Origin of the sequence: Micromonospora sp. HNM0581, assembly GCF_012726175.1 — a bacterium.
Lineage (GTDB): Bacteria > Actinomycetota > Actinomycetes > Mycobacteriales > Micromonosporaceae > Micromonospora.
Genome location: NZ_JAASAD010000002.1, coordinates 18912 through 35521, shown reverse-complemented (window position 1 = coordinate 35521; position 16610 = coordinate 18912). Strand labels below are relative to the sequence as shown.

General features: G+C 71.4%; 12 protein-coding genes. 7 read left to right on the top strand and 5 right to left on the bottom strand.

The features are described 5' to 3' along the window. Positions 1-66: 66 nt before the first annotated feature. From HCA58_RS03090 to HCA58_RS03075, 4 genes are all read left to right on the top strand, one after another. Positions 67-1887, top strand: coding sequence for a DUF2079 domain-containing protein (locus HCA58_RS03090; protein ID WP_169596219.1), 1821 nt, complete (start codon positions 67-69; stop codon positions 1885-1887). 48 nt (positions 1888-1935) lie between these two features. Continuing rightward, on the top strand, positions 1936-2580 hold the full coding sequence (gene lipB, locus HCA58_RS03085) for a lipoyl(octanoyl) transferase LipB (protein ID WP_169596218.1): 645 nt from the start codon (positions 1936-1938) through the stop codon (positions 2578-2580). 138 nt (positions 2581-2718) lie between these two features. Next, positions 2719-3705 carry a lipoyl synthase gene (lipA, locus tag HCA58_RS03080; protein ID WP_169596217.1) on the top strand — a complete coding sequence of 329 codons (987 nt, stop codon included), beginning with the start codon at positions 2719-2721 and terminating at the stop codon, positions 3703-3705. A gap of 157 nt (positions 3706-3862) precedes the next feature. Then, positions 3863-4552: a DUF4191 domain-containing protein gene (locus tag HCA58_RS03075; protein ID WP_169596216.1), complete on the top strand. Its 690-nt coding sequence runs from the start codon at positions 3863-3865 to the stop codon at positions 4550-4552. A gap of 53 nt (positions 4553-4605) precedes the next feature. Here HCA58_RS03075 and HCA58_RS03070 read toward each other — a convergent pair whose 3' ends face one another. Further along, complete coding sequence (locus HCA58_RS03070) at positions 4606-4941, bottom strand: RDD family protein (RefSeq protein WP_240955482.1); 336 nt, start codon at positions 4939-4941, stop codon at positions 4606-4608. Positions 4942-5293: 352 nt separating this feature from the next. Here HCA58_RS03070 and glnA point away from each other — a divergent pair, with 352 nt between their 5' ends. Next, positions 5294-6718 carry a type I glutamate--ammonia ligase gene (gene glnA / locus HCA58_RS03065; protein ID WP_169596214.1) on the top strand — a complete coding sequence of 475 codons (1425 nt, stop codon included), beginning with the start codon at positions 5294-5296 and terminating at the stop codon, positions 6716-6718. Positions 6719-6797: 79 nt separating this feature from the next. Here glnA and mptB (HCA58_RS03060) read toward each other — a convergent pair whose 3' ends face one another. Beyond that, entirely contained in the window at positions 6798-8318 is a 1521-nt protein-coding gene (gene mptB, locus HCA58_RS03060; RefSeq protein ID WP_169596213.1) for a polyprenol phosphomannose-dependent alpha 1,6 mannosyltransferase MptB, read from the bottom strand. A 148-nt stretch (positions 8319-8466) separates the two neighbouring features. Further along, the gene (gene mptB / locus HCA58_RS03055; RefSeq protein WP_346775857.1) at positions 8467-9879 is read right to left on the bottom strand and encodes a polyprenol phosphomannose-dependent alpha 1,6 mannosyltransferase MptB; all 1413 of its coding nucleotides are present in this window, start codon (positions 9877-9879) and stop codon (positions 8467-8469) included. A 44-nt stretch (positions 9880-9923) separates the two neighbouring features. On the opposite strand from mptB (HCA58_RS03055), the gene HCA58_RS03050 reads away from it, so the two are divergent. After that, on the top strand, positions 9924-11576 hold the full coding sequence (locus HCA58_RS03050; RefSeq protein ID WP_169596211.1) for a hypothetical protein: 1653 nt from the start codon (positions 9924-9926) through the stop codon (positions 11574-11576). 77 nt (positions 11577-11653) lie between these two features. Here HCA58_RS03050 and HCA58_RS03045 read toward each other — a convergent pair whose 3' ends face one another. Together HCA58_RS03045 and HCA58_RS03040 are read right to left on the bottom strand one after the other, a co-directional pair. Continuing rightward, a complete protein-coding gene (locus HCA58_RS03045) occupies positions 11654-14743 on the bottom strand; it encodes a bifunctional [glutamine synthetase] adenylyltransferase/[glutamine synthetase]-adenylyl-L-tyrosine phosphorylase (protein WP_169596210.1) in 3090 nt (1029 codons plus the stop codon). Next, positions 14743-15510 (bottom strand): type 1 glutamine amidotransferase, encoded by a 768-nt coding sequence (locus HCA58_RS03040; protein WP_169596209.1) that lies wholly within the window; start codon positions 15508-15510, stop codon positions 14743-14745. The genes HCA58_RS03045 and HCA58_RS03040 overlap by 1 nt, the downstream gene beginning before the upstream one ends. Before the next feature lie 213 nt (positions 15511-15723). On the opposite strand from HCA58_RS03040, the gene HCA58_RS03035 reads away from it, so the two are divergent. Beyond that, complete coding sequence (locus HCA58_RS03035; protein WP_169596607.1) at positions 15724-16599, top strand: LD-carboxypeptidase; 876 nt, start codon at positions 15724-15726, stop codon at positions 16597-16599. The last annotated feature ends 11 nt before the right edge of the window (positions 16600-16610 follow it).

The following is a 16610-nucleotide window of genomic DNA, read 5'->3' as shown; positions in this document are numbered from 1 at the left end:
CTTCCTCGCATCTGGAGGTGCCGGGTCTGACCGGCGTGTCCCGGTGCGGTTGGTAACGTCCGCTAGGTGCCCACCTCCCCGTCCGTGGCGTCCGCGCCCGCCTCACCGTCGCCGTCGACGGTCACTCGCGACCGCCGTACCGACCTGATCGTGGTGCTGGTCGCGTTGGCGCTCGCGGTCTGGGTGACCAGCGGGTTGTGGATCGACCCGAACGGACGGGCGATCACCGTCAACTCAAGCGACCAGGCGCTGTTCGAGTGGCTGCTGGCCTTCGGCGGGCACGCGCTGACCCACGGCGACAACCCTCTCTTCACGTACCTGATCAACGTCCCGGACGGGGTCAACCTCGCGGTCAACACCTCGATCACGGTGTACGCGGCGGTCTTCGCTCCGCTGACGTACCTGATCGGACCGCCGGCCACCTTCCTGGTGATCCTCACCCTCAACCTGGCCGCAACCGCCGTCGCCTGGTATTGGCTGCTCTCCCGGCACCTGGTCCGCAGCCCGCTCGCCGCCGCGGTCGGTGGGCTGTTCGTCGGCTTCTCCCCCGGCATGGTCTCGCACGCCAACGCCCACCTGAACTGGACCGCCGGGTGGCTGGTGCCGCTGCTGGTGTGGCGGCTGTTCGCGCTGCGCCGGCCGGGACACTCGCTACGCGACGGCGCCATCCTCGGCGTACTCGTCGCCGTCGCCTTCTCGATCGCCGCCGAGGGGCTGTTCTTCACCGCGCTGGCGCTCGGCCTCTTCGTCGCCGTCTGGGCGCTGCACCCGGCGAACCGGGCCGAGGCCCGCGCCGTACTGCCCTCGTTCCTGCGCGGGCTCGCGGCGACCGCGGTGGTGGCGGGGGTACTGCTGGCCTACCCGTTGTGGCTGCACTTCGCCGGGCCGCAGCGGTTCCACGGCACCGGCTTCGACGCCGTGATCCATTCCGAGGACATCGCCGCGTACGCCGCCTATCCACGCCGGTCGCTTGCCGGCGAGGCTGGTAGCGGCACCTCGCTGGCACCGAATCCCACCGAGGAGAACTCGTTCTTCGGGCTGCCGCTACTGGTGCTCGCCGTCGGCTGTTTCGTACTGCTGTGGCGTGACGGTGACGCGCGCCGCCGGGCGACCCTGTGGGCCCTCGGGATCGTGGCGGTGGTGTTCACCGCACTCTCCTTCGGTCCGGTGGCCAAGGTCGACGGTCGGCGTACCGACCTGCCGATGCCCTTCGACCTGCTCGGACACCTACCGGTGGTGAACGCGGCCCTGCCCGCGAGGTTCGCGCTCGTGGTGACGCCGGTCCTCGGCCTGCTGTTGGCGTACGCGCTGGACCGGCTGCGACGACGACCGTTGTCACGCCCGGCGGCGGTGGCCTGGGCGGCCGGCTTCGCGGTGTCCCTGGTGCCGTTGTTCCCCACACCACTACTGACCAGCGAACGCGAGCCGATCCCACGGTTCATCACGTCCGGTGCCTGGCGGGAACACGTCTCCCCGGGCGGGGTGCTGACCCCGGCGCCACTCGCCCTTGACGTATACCCCGACGGTCAGCGCTGGCAGGCGTACGCGCTGGCGAACCGGCAGGGAGAATTCGCCATTCCGTCCGGTTTCTTCCTCGGACCCGGCGGCCCAGACGACCGGGGACGCATCGGTCCGGTGCCGCGCCCGTTCGGCGCGCTGCTGGACCAGGCGGCCCGCACCGGGCTGCCGCCGATCGTCACCGAGGGCACCCGTGAGGAGGTACGCGCCGACCTGGAGCACTGGCGGATCGAGACGGTGGTGCTCGCCGAGGAGGTGCACGGTGCCAAGTGGCCGGTCGACGAGGAGGCCGTCCGCCGCACCCTGGTCCTGCTCTTCGGCGAACCGGAGCGGGTCGACGACGTCTGGGTGTGGCGGGTCCGCCGGTGATCCGGCTCACCACCGGTGACCAGCGGGGTACGGGTCTAGGCTGGACAGGTGACCGTGACGACCTCCGGCCTGACGGCCGTACGCGCCGGTGTCCTCGACTACGCCGCCGCCTGGGACGAACAGCGGCGCCTGCACGAGGCGGTGGTCACCGGCGGGCAGGGTGACACCGTGCTGTTGCTGGAACACCCGAGCGTCTACACCGCGGGCAAGCGCACCGAGCCGTGGGACCGTCCGGTCGACGGCACCCCGGTGATCGACGTGGACCGGGGCGGCAAGATCACCTGGCACGGCCCGGGGCAGTTGGTGGGCTACCCGATCCTGCGTCTGCCCGACCCGGTCGACGTGGTCGCCTACGTGCGACGGGTGGAGCAGTTGCTGATCGACGTGTGCGCCGAGTTCGGTCTGGCCGCCGGGCGGGTCGAGGGGCGCAGCGGGGTGTGGGTGCCGGCCGACGCCCGGGGCCCCGAGCGGAAGGTCGCGGCGATCGGCATCCGGGTCGCCCGGGGAGTCACCTTGCACGGCTTCTCGGTCAACTGTGACTGCGACCTGGCGTCCTTCGACCGGATCGTGCCGTGCGGCATCCGCGACGCCGGCGTCACCTCTCTCACCGCCGAGCTGAACCGCCCCGTCGCCGTCAGCGACGTCCTCCCCGTGGTCGAACGTCACCTCCCCACCCTCCTGCCCACCTCCTGACCCAACGGCACCCGCCGTTGCGCTATCGCAGGCGTCGGCACTTCCGTGCGGCGGCGGTGTCCGGTGTCACAGGTTTTCCGGGGTGACGGCCGTCGCCCGCCGTTCATCGACCGCCGCCGTCCGGCGTAGGCTCGTTTTGTGACGATCGAGCACTCCGCGCTGACGACCGGCCAGGCCGCGAGTACCGCGACTCCCGCCCCGGAGGGGCGGCGGCTGCTGCGGATCGAGGCACGCAACGCCGAGACGCCGATCGAGCGCAAACCGCCGTGGATCAAGGTCAAGGCCAAGATGGGCCCGGAGTACACCCAGCTGCGCGGGCTGGTTTCCCGCGAAGGGTTGCACACGGTGTGCCAGGAGGCCGGCTGCCCCAACATCTACGAATGTTGGGAGGACCGCGAGGCGACGTTCCTCATTGGCGGTGACCAGTGCACCCGACGCTGCGACTTCTGCCAGATCGACACCGGCAAGCCGGCCGAGTTCGACGCCGACGAGCCACGCCGGGTCGCCGAGTCGGTGGTGTCGATGGGACTGCGGTACGCCACCATCACCGGCGTCGCCCGCGACGATCTGCCCGACGGCGGTGCCTGGCTTTACGCCGAGACCGTGCGGCAGATCCACGCCCTGCAACCGGGCTGTGGTGTGGAGCTGCTGATACCCGACTTCAACGCGGTGCCCGAGCAGCTCGCCGAGGTCTTCGGTGCCCGGCCGGAGGTGCTCGCGCACAACGTGGAGACGGTTCCGCGGATCTTCAAGCGGATCCGGCCGGCGTTCCGGTACGAGCGGTCCCTGGACGTCATCCGGCAGGCCCGGGCCGACGGGCTGGTCACCAAGAGCAACCTGATCCTCGGTATGGGCGAGGAACGGTCCGAGGTCTCCCAGGCCCTACGTGACCTGCACGACTCCGGCTGCGAACTGATCACCGTCACCCAGTACCTCCGCCCCTCTCCCCGGCACCATCCGGTGCAGCGCTGGGTCAAGCCGGAGGAGTTCGTCGAGCTGCGCGAGGAGGCCGAGGAGATCGGCTTCGCGGGTGTGATGAGCGGGCCGCTGGTGCGTTCCTCCTACCGCGCCGGCCGGCTGTACCAGCAGGCCCTCGCCGCCCGCGAGCCCGTGTCCGCTTCCTGAGCCTCCCACCTCGTCGATCCCACCCCCCGGGGTCGTCGTCTGGGGCGTACGGGTTCGGCGAGCACCAGGGCAGGTCGCTGATGCCCGCGCGGGTTCGCGGGGTGCACCGACCGGCCGCGGATCAGCAGCGCGGTGGGCGACCACTAGACTCGACGCCATGGCAAAGCCCCAGGAGAAGGTCTCGTTCGGCCAGCGGCTGAAGCAGATCGGGTTGGTGTTCCGCTTCACCGCCAAGCAGGACAAGTGGTTCGCCCCGATGGCGACCGGTGCGGTGCTGATCCCGCTCGCGTTGACCGTGGTGGCGGTCGCACTCTGGGGTTGGCTCTGGTTGCCGTTGGGCATCCTGTTCGCCCTGCTCTGCCTGTTGATCGTGCTCAATCTCCGGTCGAACCGGGCGATGATGAACGCGGCGGAGGGGCAGCCGGGAGCCGCCGCGCAGATCATGGAGAACATGCGCGGAGACTGGCGGGTCTCCCCTGCGGTGAGCTCGACCACCCAGATGGACATGGTGCACCTGGTCATCGGCCGCCCCGGGGTGATCCTGCTCGCGGAGGGCAACGCGCAGCGGGTCCGTGGTCTGCTCGGCCAGGAGAAGCGCCGGCTGGCCAAGGTGATCGGCAACGCCCCGTTGTACGACTACGTCATCGGGCAGGACGAGGGCGAGCTGCCGATCCGCAAGTTGCGGATGACGCTGATGCGGTTGCCCCGTAACCTCAGCGGCAAGGACGTCAACTCCTTGGACAAGCGCCTCAAGGCGCTCACTGCCCGCCCGCAGATGCCCAAGGGCGCCATCCCGAAGAACCTCCGCCCGCCGCGCGGCGCGTTCCGCCAGATGCGGGGCCGCTGATCCGCTACCCCTGTTCGGCCGCGTCCGCGCCCACCCGCCTGTTGGGCGCCGGGTCAGCGCGGAACGGGTGCGATGACCGAGCCGACGAGGCGGTCGTGCAGGCCGCGCCGGTGCTGGTCCATCAGCAGCGCGGGGACGACCAGGGCCAGCAGCAGACCACGCAGCAGCGCCCGGAGCAGCCCGATCCGACCACCGTCGGACCAGTCCACGCACCGGACGCGGGTCACGTACATGCCCGGTGTCTGGGCGAACAGGCCCAGGAAGAGACCATCAAGCAGGATCAGTACCAGTACGGGTGCCCAGGCGTCCCGGGCCGGGCTGGCGAACAGGCCGGACACGAGCAGACAGAGAATCCAGTCGATGACCAGCGCCCCGAATCGACGCCCCAGGTCGGCCGGGACGAAGTCGGGATCCGCGGCGGGTGGCGGCGAGGGAGGTGGCTGGGTGGTCACCTGCACGAGCCTAGCCAGCGCCGCGGCGGCCCCGGCGACGGGCCGACGTTCGGCGGGGTCTACGCCGGGTTGCCCCGGCACAGGGCGCCAAACCGGACAAATACCACCAAGTTTCACTACACTGACACAGCCGGACCCGTTCCCTGGGTTGGGGCGTCCGGGTCGGCCAACCGAGGTGACCCAACGCGAGGGACGTAACACGGCAGAAACACTGGAGACATGGTCGAGCAACCGCACGGCCATAGCGTCGCCAGAAGCCTAGCTATCCGTGGACGTGCCAGGAGGACGAGTGTTCGCCAATCCCGAGGAACTCCTGCGTTACCTCAAGAACGAGGACGTGAAGTTCGTCGACGTTCGTTTCTGTGACCTGCCCGGCGTCATGCAGCACTTCAACCTGCCGGTGGAGTCCGTCGACGACGACTTCTTCACCAACGGTCTCGCTTTCGACGGGTCGTCGATCCGCGGCTTCCAGGCGATCCACGAGTCGGACATGCTCCTGCTCCCGGACGTCGCCACTGCCTTCATCGACCCGTTCCGCGCACAGAAGACCCTCGCGCTGAACTTCTTCATCCACGATCCGTTCACCCGCGAGGCGTACTCGCGTGACCCGCGTAACGTGGCGAAGAAGGCCGAGGCCTATCTCGCCGCCAGCGGAATCGCCGACACCGCCTACTTCGGCCCGGAGGCGGAGTTCTACATCTTCGACTCCATCCGCCACGAGACCTCCGCCCACCAGGCCTTCTACTACATCGACTCGATCGAGGGCGCCTGGAACACCGGCCGGGAGGAAGCGGGCGGCAACCGCGGCTACAAGACCGCGTACAAGGGCGGTTACTTCCCGGTGCCGCCGGTCGACCACTACGCCGACCTGCGTGACCAGATCGTCCGCCGGCTGATCGACACCGGTTTCACCGTGGAGCGGTCGCACCACGAGGTCGGCACCGCCGGCCAGGCGGAGATCAACTACAAGTTCTCCACCCTGCTGCACGCCGGTGACCAGCTCCAGCTCTTCAAGTACATCGTGAAGAACACGGCCTGGGCCGCCGGCAAGACCGCCACCTTCATGCCGAAGCCGCTCTTCGGCGACAACGGCTCCGGCATGCACACCCACCAGAGCCTCTGGCTGGGCGGTGAGCCGCTGTTCTACGACGAGACCGGCTACGCCGGCCTGTCCGACACCGCCCGCTGGTACATCGGCGGTCTGCTGCACCACGCGCCGTCGCTGCTGGCGTTCACCAACCCGACGGTCAACTCGTACCGTCGCCTGGTGCCGGGCTTCGAGGCACCGGTGAACCTGGTCTACTCGCAGCGCAACCGTTCTGCCTGCACGCGTATCCCGGTCACCGGCAGCAACCCGAAGGCCAAGCGGGTCGAGTTCCGGGTGCCGGACCCGTCGGCCAACGTCTACCTCGCCTTCTCGGCGATGCTGATGGCCGGCCTGGACGGCATCAAGAGCAAGATCGAGCCGCCGGCGCCGATCGACAAGGACCTCTACGACCTCCCGCCGGAGGAGTGGGGTGACGTCAAGCAGGTTCCGGGCTCCCTGCCGGCAGTGCTCGACTCCCTCGAAGCCGACCACGACTACCTGCTCGACGGTGGCGTCTTCACCCCTGACCTGATCTCCACCTGGATCGACTGGAAGCGGGCCAACGAGGTCGACCCGGTGCGTCTGCGCCCGACCCCGCACGAGTTCGCGATGTACTTCGACTGCTGATCATCGGTCAGCACCGATCGGGCCGGCTCCGCACCGCGGAGCCGGCCCGCGGCATGTCACCCCTGCCGTGCTACCGGCGTCAAGGTGACCGGTTGCGGCGGCAGAAAGACCAAATGATCGCAGCGAGCAGGACCGTCATCGCGACCGCGCCGGGAGCCTTGGTCAACCGGGCCAGATTGGTGCCGTCCGGCAAAGCGAGGAACGCGGCCAGCGCACAGGGCAGCACGAACCAGGCGGTACGGGTCGCCGTCACCGCGAGGACCGCCAGCGGCCACGTCGCGTACCAGGGGTGAAACACCGGCGCGAGTGCCACTGTGGCCGCCAACGCGACCCCCGCTCCCCCCAACACCACTCGGCACCGCCACACCCGCCAGGCGTCGATCAGATCGGCGTCCCGGTGAGCGTCCACCACCGCCACCAACCGCATGATCAACCCGACTGCGCGAGGGGCGGCGTCCGGCGGAGCGAGGGGCCGGGGTAGGAAAGTTCGTGGCTGGCGAAGAAGACGCCAGGTGCCGTACCAGAGGAGAGGAAGCACCGTGGCCAGGACAGCCAGCCCGGCAAGACGTGTCAACGGGACCGCGTTGAGGCGACGGCCGAACAACTCCCCGGCGTAGTCGACGAGCATGCCGACGGCGGTCGGCGGCGAGGTCCACTGCACGGTGTCCCCGCTGCGACCCAGCCCGTCAATCCAGCCGAACCCGAGACCCGCCACCAGCGAAAGCGTCAGCACCCCGCCAACGGCGCCGACAGCCAGCAGGCCACCGCCGCGTAGCAGCGACCGCACCACGGGACGCCCTCCAGCGGCGGCCAGCGCCGCGAACGGCAACACCACCACGGCTGTCGCCTTCACCGACACGGCCAGTCCGAGCAGCACCCCCGCCACCAGCAGCACACCCGCTGACCACAACGACCCCGGCCGGTCCGGCCGGCGGACCAGTACCAGCAGGGCAGGCAGCAGCAGGCCGAGCATCAACGCGTCGTTGTGCGCCCCGGCCACCAGGTGCACCCCGACCAGCGGGCAGGCCAGCAGCAGCCAGGTGGCCCGCCGGGGCGGCACACCGGCCGCCCGGGCCAGACCAGGCAGGCAGGCCGCCGCCGCCAGCACACCCGCGAAGGCCAGCAGCCGTAGCAGCACCACCGTGCCGACCAGACCGCCGCCGAGCAGCACTGCCAGCGCGGCGAGTAGCACGAAGAACGGTCCGTACGGGGCCGGAGTGTCCCGCCACACCGGCGCGACCGTCTCCACCCACGGACAACCGGCCTCAGCCACCCCGACGACGTACGGGTCACCGCCCTCGGCGTAGGTCCAGCCCTGGCAGACGTACGAGTAGACGTCCCGGCTACCCAGCGGGGCGGTCACCAGCAGCGGCAGCGTCCACAGCCCCGTCGTGGCGTACCCCCACCTCGTCGAGGGAGCACCGGTGCGCAGGGCCCACCAGGCACCCACCATGGCGGTCGTGCCGAGCAACCACAACGCGATGGTCAGCGGGCCGCCGTCGGGTGTGGTGGGCAGGGCACCGCCGAGGTACCCGGCGACCGCCAGCAGCAGCGCCCCCACCAGGCCGGCGTACCGGATGATCCGGTCCCGGGTGCCCACGGCGCGAGCCCCCGAATCAGCCCTCGCAGAGTGACCGGTTCGCCCGACGCTGGCGGGGCGGAAACGACGGTGGGAAGGGATGCCGGGATCGCCCAACCGGCGCTACCTCGCCTCCAGTGCGGTGATCAGCAACACCCGCGGTGAGGGCCTACCCGGCGGGCGCCGGTGCACGGGCCGCCCTCCTGGTCTCCTTCGCCGACCGTACCAAGCGGACCGCCACCACGATCACGAACAGCGTCATCAGCGGCGCACCGACCGTCTTGGTGTAGCGAGGCAGGCCGGTGCCGTCGGCCAGCACCTGGAACGCGGCGTAGACGGTCACCGCGCTGAACCACCAGGTACGCCGCGCGGTGGCGGCGAGCAGCGCCAGCGGCCAGAACCAGTACCAGGGATGGAACAGCGGGGCGAGCGCCACCGTCGCGGTCAACGCCAACGCGGCATGCCAGAGCGGCTCCCGGTGGCGGGCCCGGAACCACAGCCACACCAGCAGCGCCGCCAGCACCAGCACCGCGATACCCCGGGTCACCGGTAGCGCGTCGATGTGCAGGCCGAACGGCAGCACCAGGTAACCGATGGTCTGCCCGACGGCGGTCGACGGCGACGTCCAGGCGACCACCTCGTTGCCGTGCGAAAGCCCGGTGATCCAGCCGAGGTCCAGCCCGGCGGCGAGGGTCACCCCGAACAGCGTGGCCACGGCACCGCCGACCACCGGCGTCCCGTGGCGCAGCAGCGCACGCAGCGAGAAGCCGCCACCGATCGCGGCGAGCGCCGCGAACGGGACCACCACCAGCGCGGTCACCTTGACCCCGGCGGCCAGGCCGAGCACGACGCCGCCGGCCACCAGCGGCCAGGGCCGCCCGGGACGGCCGACCACCACGGCCAGGCCGGCCACCATCAGCCCGACCATCAACGCGTCGTTGTGCACGCCGGAGATCAGGTGCACCCCGATCAGCGGGCTGGCCAGGGCGAGCCAGAGGGCGCGACCGACCGGCACGCCGCACCGACGGGCCAGCACCGGCAGGCAGGCTGCGGTCAGCAGCACGCCGGCCACCGCGAGCACCCGGAACAGCGCGATGCTGCCGATCAGTGAACCCGTCGCGGCGACCACCGCGCCGGAAAGCACCACGAACAGCGGCCCGTACGGTGCCGGGGTGTCCCGCCATATGAACGACATGGTGTCCAGCCACGGGCAGGGCAGCGTGGAGACCCCGTACTCGTAGGGGCTGATGCCGCCCGCGTAGCTGGCCCCCTGGCAGGCGTAGGCGTAGGCGTCCCGGCTGCCCAGCGGCGGAGTGGACAGGAACGGCAGCGCCCACAGCCCGGCGGTGACCAGGACCCACCGCGCCGACGGCACCCGGTCACGCAGCGCCCACCAGGCCACCGCCATGGCCGCGGTACCGAACAACCACAGCCCGATGATCAGCGGCCCGTTCGGGCCAAGCCAGATCTTGACCGGATTGGGTCGCAGGTCCCCGTCGGGTAACGCCCCGCCGAGGAACGCCGCCACCGAGAGCATGATCGATCCGGCCAGTCCGGTCCAGCGCACGAGGTGATGGGGCACGCCCGCCATGCTGCCAGTACCGTGAGCGCGGAACGGAGGTGGGCATGCGGGGCAGTCGGGTGGTGGCGCTGTCCGCCGCGTTCTCCGGGACGCTCGGTGTGGCGTACCTCATCCTCCCGCCGATGGGTTCGGACCTGGCGGCGCAGGTGGCCCGCGCGGAGTTCTTCGCCGCGCACGGACCCACCCTGGTCGACCTGCGGTGGTACGGCGGGGTCCAGCAGTTCGGCTACAGCCTGCTTGCCCAACCGGTGATGGCCCTGCTCGGGGTACGCGTCACCGGCGCGCTGGCCCTGGTCGCGGCAGCAACCGTCTTCGCCGCGCTGCTGGTCCGTACCCGGGTGCCCCGGCCACTGCTCGGCAGCCTCGTCGGGGTGGTCACCATCGCCGGCAACCTGGTCTCCGGTCGGGTCACCTACGGTCTCGGGGTTGCCTTCGGACTCGTCGCCCTGCTCGCCCTCACCTGGCGCGTCGGATCGGACACCAACTCGAGCCGAGGCAACACCGGCGCCTCCGCCGGCCACGCTGACCGATCCGGGGGAGATGGTGCCCGCCCGAGTGCAGCTGACCGCTGGCGACCGCTCGCACTGGCCGGAGCAGCAGCGCTTCTGGCGTCGGCAACCAGCCCGGTGGCCGGGCTGTTCTGCGGTCTCGCCGGTGTCGCGCTGCTGCTGTCGCGCCGGTACACCGACGGGCTGACGATCGCCGTCGCTGCGGCCCTGCCGCTGGCAGTGACGGCGTTGCTGTTCGGCGACGGCGGTTGGATGAACATCAGTCGCACCGACACGGTCCGGGCAATGGTGACGGCGCTGTTGGTAGCCGCTCTGATCGCCGACCGATCGGTGCGGGTCGGTGCTCTGCTGGCTGCGGTCGGTGTGGTCACGGCAGCGCTGGTGCACACGCCGGTCGGGCTGAACGCCACCCGGCTCACGACCATGTTCGCGTTACCTGTCCTGGCCGCAGCCGCCCGAGAACCCGCCTGGCTTGCCCGACCACTGCGGTCCGGAACGTTCAGGCCCGTCATGCTGGTCACGTTGTTGGCAGCGGTGTGCTGGTGGCAGCCGCCGGTGGTTCCCGCCGACCTGCGCAGCATCGGCGACCCGGCCAGCGATCCGAGCTACTTCGCCCCGCTGCGCGCCGAACTGGATCGTCGCGGTGTCAGCGGTCGGTTGGAGGTGCCACCCACCCGCAACTACTGGGAGGCCGCCAGACTTGGCGGCATCCCGTTGGCCCGGGGTTGGTTGCGGCAGGCGGACATCGACCGCAATCCGCTGTTCTTCACCACCGTGCCCGGCGCCCGGGGTACCGGTGTTCCGCTGACGGCGGAGAGCTACCGAGCGTGGCTCTCCGAGAACGCCGTGCAGTACGTGGCGGTGCCGGACGCACCGTTGTCCTGGGTAGGCCGGGCTGAGGCCGAGTTGGTCAGCGGCGGCCTGCCGTACCTGACCGAGGTGTGGTCAGCCCGGCACTGGCGACTGTACGGCGTGGTCGATCCGACTCCACTGGTCGCCGACCCTGGCGAGCTGCTCCGCCAGGACGCCAGCTCGGTAACGTTCCGCGCCGTCGAGGCGAGCGTCGTCCTGGTCCGCATCCGCCACAACCCATGGCTGACGGTGACGGGCGGCGCGACCCTCGCGGCCGACGAACAGTGGACGGCCGTAACGGTGCCACGGGCGGGTACGTACACGCTCACCGGATGATCGCCCGACACACGGTTGACCGTGCGGGTGGTGCGGCACCCGGCCACCTCCGCCCACAGCCCGCCACTGTGCGGCGGTCAGGCATCCAGGACACGTTCGGTGGCGGCGCGGGAGCGGCGGCCGGTGCGCAGGTACTCGTCGAGGAACTCGCCGGGGTCGTCCCGGCCGAGCAGCCGGACCACGCCGGCCAGTTCCACGCCGTGCCGGGGCAACTGGTCGCCGGCCCGACCCCGGACCAGCATCAGCGCGTTGCGTACCTGCGCGGCGAGGGTCCAGCCGGCCGTCATCGCCTCGGCGTCCGCCGGGTCGAGCAGGCCCGCTTCCCGGGCGGCGGCGAGCGCGTCGAGGGTACGCGTACCGCGCAGCTGCGGGTGCGCACCCGCGTGTCGGAGTTGGAGCAGTTGGACCGCCCACTCCACGTCGGCCAGGCCGCCCCGGCCCAGTTTGGTGTGGGTGGCCGGGTCGGCGCCGCGGGGCAACCGTTCGGTCTCCACCCGCACCTTGATCCGTCGGATCTCGATGACCTGTTCGCGGGTCAGCCCGCCGGCCGGGTACCGGATGGGGTCGATCATCTTCTCGAACCGGGTGCCCAGTTCGCCGTCACCGCAGACGCAGCGGGCGCGCAGCAACGCCTGCGCCTCCCACACCCGCGACCAGCGGGCGTAGTACTGCTGGTAGGCGGCGAGACTGCGGACCAGGGGCCCCTGCCGGCCCTCGGGTCGCAGGTCGGCGTCGACACCGAGCGGCGGGTCGGGTGCGGGCATGCCGAGCAGCCGCCGTAACTCCTCGGCGATGGCGTGGGCGGCCGCGCTCGCCTCGCTCTCGTTGCCCCCCTCGGGTGGCTCGTAGACGAAGAGCACGTCGGCGTCGGAGAGGTAGTTCGACTCGTACCCACCGAGCCGGCCCATCCCGATCACGGCGAAGGTGAGTCCCGGCATGGCCGGCTGGGCGGCCTGGGCGGTCCGCAGCGCGGCGGTGAGGGTCGCGTCGGTGACGTCGGACAGTGCGGTGCCGACCGCCGTGATGTCGGCCAGGGCGGGCGTGGTCCGGCCGTTGTCGGGCCGGACCGGTGCCAGCGAGCCGGCGCGGCTGAGTACGTCGGTGCAGGCGAGGCGGAGGAGTTCGCGGCGGCGCAGCGCGCGTACCGCCCGGATCGCCTCGACCGGATCGGTGTGCCGGGCTGCGGCGGCGGTGAGACCGTCGAAGAGCACTTCGCGGGGGCGGGAACTCAGTTCGCTCTCCTCGGCCAGCAGGCGCAGCGCCTCCGGTTCGCGGGTCAGCAGATCCGCGACGTACCGGGAGGAGGAGAGCACCCGCGCCAGCCGGCGGGCCACCGGCCCGGAGTCGCGCAGCAGCCGCAGGTACCAGGGGGTGCTGCCGAGGGACTCGGAAACCTGGCGGTAGTTCAGCAGCCCCCGGTCGGGCTCGGGTGCGTCGGCGAACTCGCTGAGCAGCACCGGCAGCAGGGTGCGTTGGATGGCGGCGGTACGGCTCACTCCGCCGGTGAGTGCTTCGAGGTGACGCAACGCCCCGGCCGGGTCGGCGAAGCCGAGGATCTCCAGGCGGTTGCGGGCCGCCTGCGGGGTCAGCCGCAGCCCGTCGGCCGGTACCCGGGCCACCGACTCCAGCAGTGGCCGGTAGAGCAGTTTTGCGTGCAGTCGGCGTACCTCGGTGGCGTGCAGGACCCACTCGGCGCGGAACTCCTCGACGGCGCTGCGGCCGGGCGTGGCCGTGTAGCCGAGCGCGGTGGCGAGCCACCGCAACGCGCCCGGCTCGGTCGGCACGGTGTGGGTACGCCGCAGTCCCTGCAGTTGCAGCCGGTGCTCGACGCTGCGCAGGAACCGGTAGCCGCGCAGCAGTGCCTCGCCGTCGGCACGCCCGACGTAGCCGCCGTTGACCAGCGCCCGCAGGGTGGGGATGGTGCCGGGTGCCCGCAACCTCTCGTCGCCCCGGCCGTGCACCAGCTGCAGCAGTTGCACCGCGAACTCGATGTCGCGCAGCCCACCGGGGCCGCGTTTGATCTCACGTTCCTGTTCTTTCGGCGGGATGTTGTCGATGATCCTGCGGCGCATGGCCCGGACGTCCTCGACCGCCTCTGGGCGCTCGGCCGCCTGCCAGAGCAGCGGGGCCAGCGCATCGATCCACTCCTGACCGAGCGCCAGGTCACCGGCGGCCGGGCGGGCCTTGAGCAGCGCCTGGAACTCCCAGGTCCGCGCCCAGCGCCGGTAGTACGCCAGGTGGCTGGCAAGGGTGCGTACCAGCGGTCCCCGGTTGCCCTCGGGGCGCAGGGCCGCATCGACCGGCCAGGCGACCATCCCGCAGATGTGGATCAGCCGGGTGGCCACGGTGGTGGCCGCTACAAGATCGTCGTCTTCGGCAGCGACGAAGATCACGTCGACGTCGGAGACGTAGTTCAGTTCACCGCCGCCGCACTTGCCCATCGCGACGACGGCCAGGCGCGGCTCCCGGGTGCCGGCGGGCAGCTCCGCCACGGCGATCCGGTACGCCGCAGACAGGGTGGCGTCCGCCAACGACGAGAGCGCGGCCATGGTCTGCTCCAGGCCCCGCCCGCCGGTCAGGTCCGCCGCCGCGACCCGCAGCAACGCCAGCCGGTACGCCCGCCGCAGCACAGCGACAGGGTTGCCCGCGCCAGACAGGTCGAGCCGGCCGTCTGCGGTCGGGGCGAGACCGTCCGGTTCGGTGCGCAGCATCGACCACTGGTCGGGGTTGGCCACGAGGTGGTCGCCGAGTGCCGAAGAGGCGCCCAGCACGGCGAGCAGCCGGCGACGCAGCCCCGCATCGTCGTGCAGCGCGCCGAGTAGCGCCGATCCCGCTCCGATGCCTCCGGCGGCGGCCACGCGCACGTCGTCGTCCTGACTCCCGTCGGCGCCGCCACGTCCGGCTGCGCCGTTCAGGCCGCCCGCCGCACGATGCTCCGCCTCGACGAGTCGGTGCAGCTGACGCAACGCCAGATCCGGGTCGGCGACCCGGGACAGCGCGGTGAGCAGCTCCTGTGCCTGTTCGCCGGTGGGTTCCTGGCTCTGCGCACGCCACAGGTCGAGCCCGTCCGGCCCGAGCAGGTCGGCGGCGCGGGCTCCCGCGTCGTCGCCGGTGACACCGAAACCGTAGCGGGCCAGGCGGCCGGTGGCGCTGGTCGACCGGCCCATCAGTGCCCGAGCAGGGGCAGGCTGGGACGTGACCTGTCGTCGTCCAACTCGCCGAGGGCGAGCGCGGCGAACCGCGCCGCGAACGGCTGCCAGACCTCCTCGACGTCGACCATCACCGCGGCGCAGGCGGATATCACCAGCTGCGGGTCGTAGCCCAGCTCGGCCAGCAGCACCGAGTCGGTGGCCCATTCGGCGATCATCGCGGTGTCACACTCGATGTGGAACTGCAGTCCCCAGGCCCGGTCGCCGAGGCGGAACGCCTGGTGGGGATGGCGGGTGGAGGCCGCCAGCAGAGTGGCAGCGGCGGGCAACTCGGTGATCTCGTCGACGTGCCACTGCAGCACGTCGGGGATCAGCGGCACGTACCGGAAGAGCAGGTCGGTCTCGGCCGCGTCCCGCCGGCCGACCACGGCGGGACCGACCTCCGGCCCGGTCGGGCTGCGATCGACAGCACCGGCGTGGGCGGTGGCGAGCAACTGCGCGCCGAGGCAGATTCCCAGGGTCGGCAGCCGGTGCCGTACCGCCTTGCGGAGCAACTTCTCCACGGCCGGGAACCAGGGCGCCCCCGGCGCTCCGTCGGCGAGCGGATATGCCTGCTGATCACCACCGAGCACCACCAGGGCGGCGTACCCGTCCAGGTCGGCGGGAAGGGCGTCGCCGGCGTGTGGACGGAGCATCGTCAGCTCCAGCCCGGCCTCGGTCAGCCACTCCCCCAGCCGGCGCGGGTCGTCGGTCGGGTCGTTCTCGATCACCAGCGCGGTTGTCACGTCGTCGAGGCTATCCGGTCGCACCGATCCGTCTGGCGGGCGGGACCGGCCGGCTTCGGTAGCGCGCCGTCGCCACGCGCATCCGCCTGGTCATGGACATCGGAGCAACAAGTCTGGCGGAGCCGCGTGCCGCTCTACACTTCCGCTGTGCCCGACCGCACCACCTTCGACGACGTGCTACGCCCGCCTGCCCTGCGCCCCGGCGACACGGTGATGCTAGTGTCGCCGTCCGGACCGACCCGCCCGGACCGGGTGGCCCGGGGCGTGGAACTGCTCACCGGCTGGGGACTACGGCCGGTACTCGCCCCCAACGTCTACGCCCGACAGGGCTACCTGGCGGGTACGGATGCGTTGCGGGCTGCCGACCTGAACACCGCGTTCGCCGATCCGCAGGTGCGCGGGGTGATCTGTACCCGGGGCGGATACGGGGCGCAGCGGGTGGTGGACTCGATCGACATGGCTGCGGTACGCCGTGACCCGAAGGTGGTGACCGGGTTCTCCGACATCACCGCGCTGCACCTGGCGCTCTGGCGGGGTGCCCGACTGGCTGGAGTGCACGGTCCCGGGGCAGCCTGGCGCGACGAGCGCACCCCGCTTGCCTCGGCCGAGTCCCTGCACGCCGCGATGACGAGTACCGATCCGGTCACCGTGCACGCGGTCGACGGTGCGGAGACCTTCGGCGTACGCGTGGCGGGGCGAGCCACCGGGCGGCTGCTGGGCGGCAACCTCTGCCTGGTCGTGGCCTCCCTCGCCACTGCGGACATGCCGGATCTGACCGGTGCCGTGCTGTTGCTGGAGGACGTGCAGGAACCGCCGTACAAGGTCGACCGGATGCTGACCCAGTTGCGGCGGGCAGGCGTGCTGGACGGGCTGGCCGGGGTGGCGGTGGGACAGTTCACCGACTGCGCCGACGGCTGGGACGTCACGGTGGCCGAGGTGCTCGTCGAACACCTCGGGGATCTGGGCGTACCGGTGCTCGGCGGCTTGCCGATCGGTCACGGCCCTGGTCAGCTCACCGTCCCGGTCGGTACTCGGGCGAGCCTCGACGCCGACGCCGGCACCCTCACCACGGTCGCTGCCGTCCGCTGACCCTTTGCACT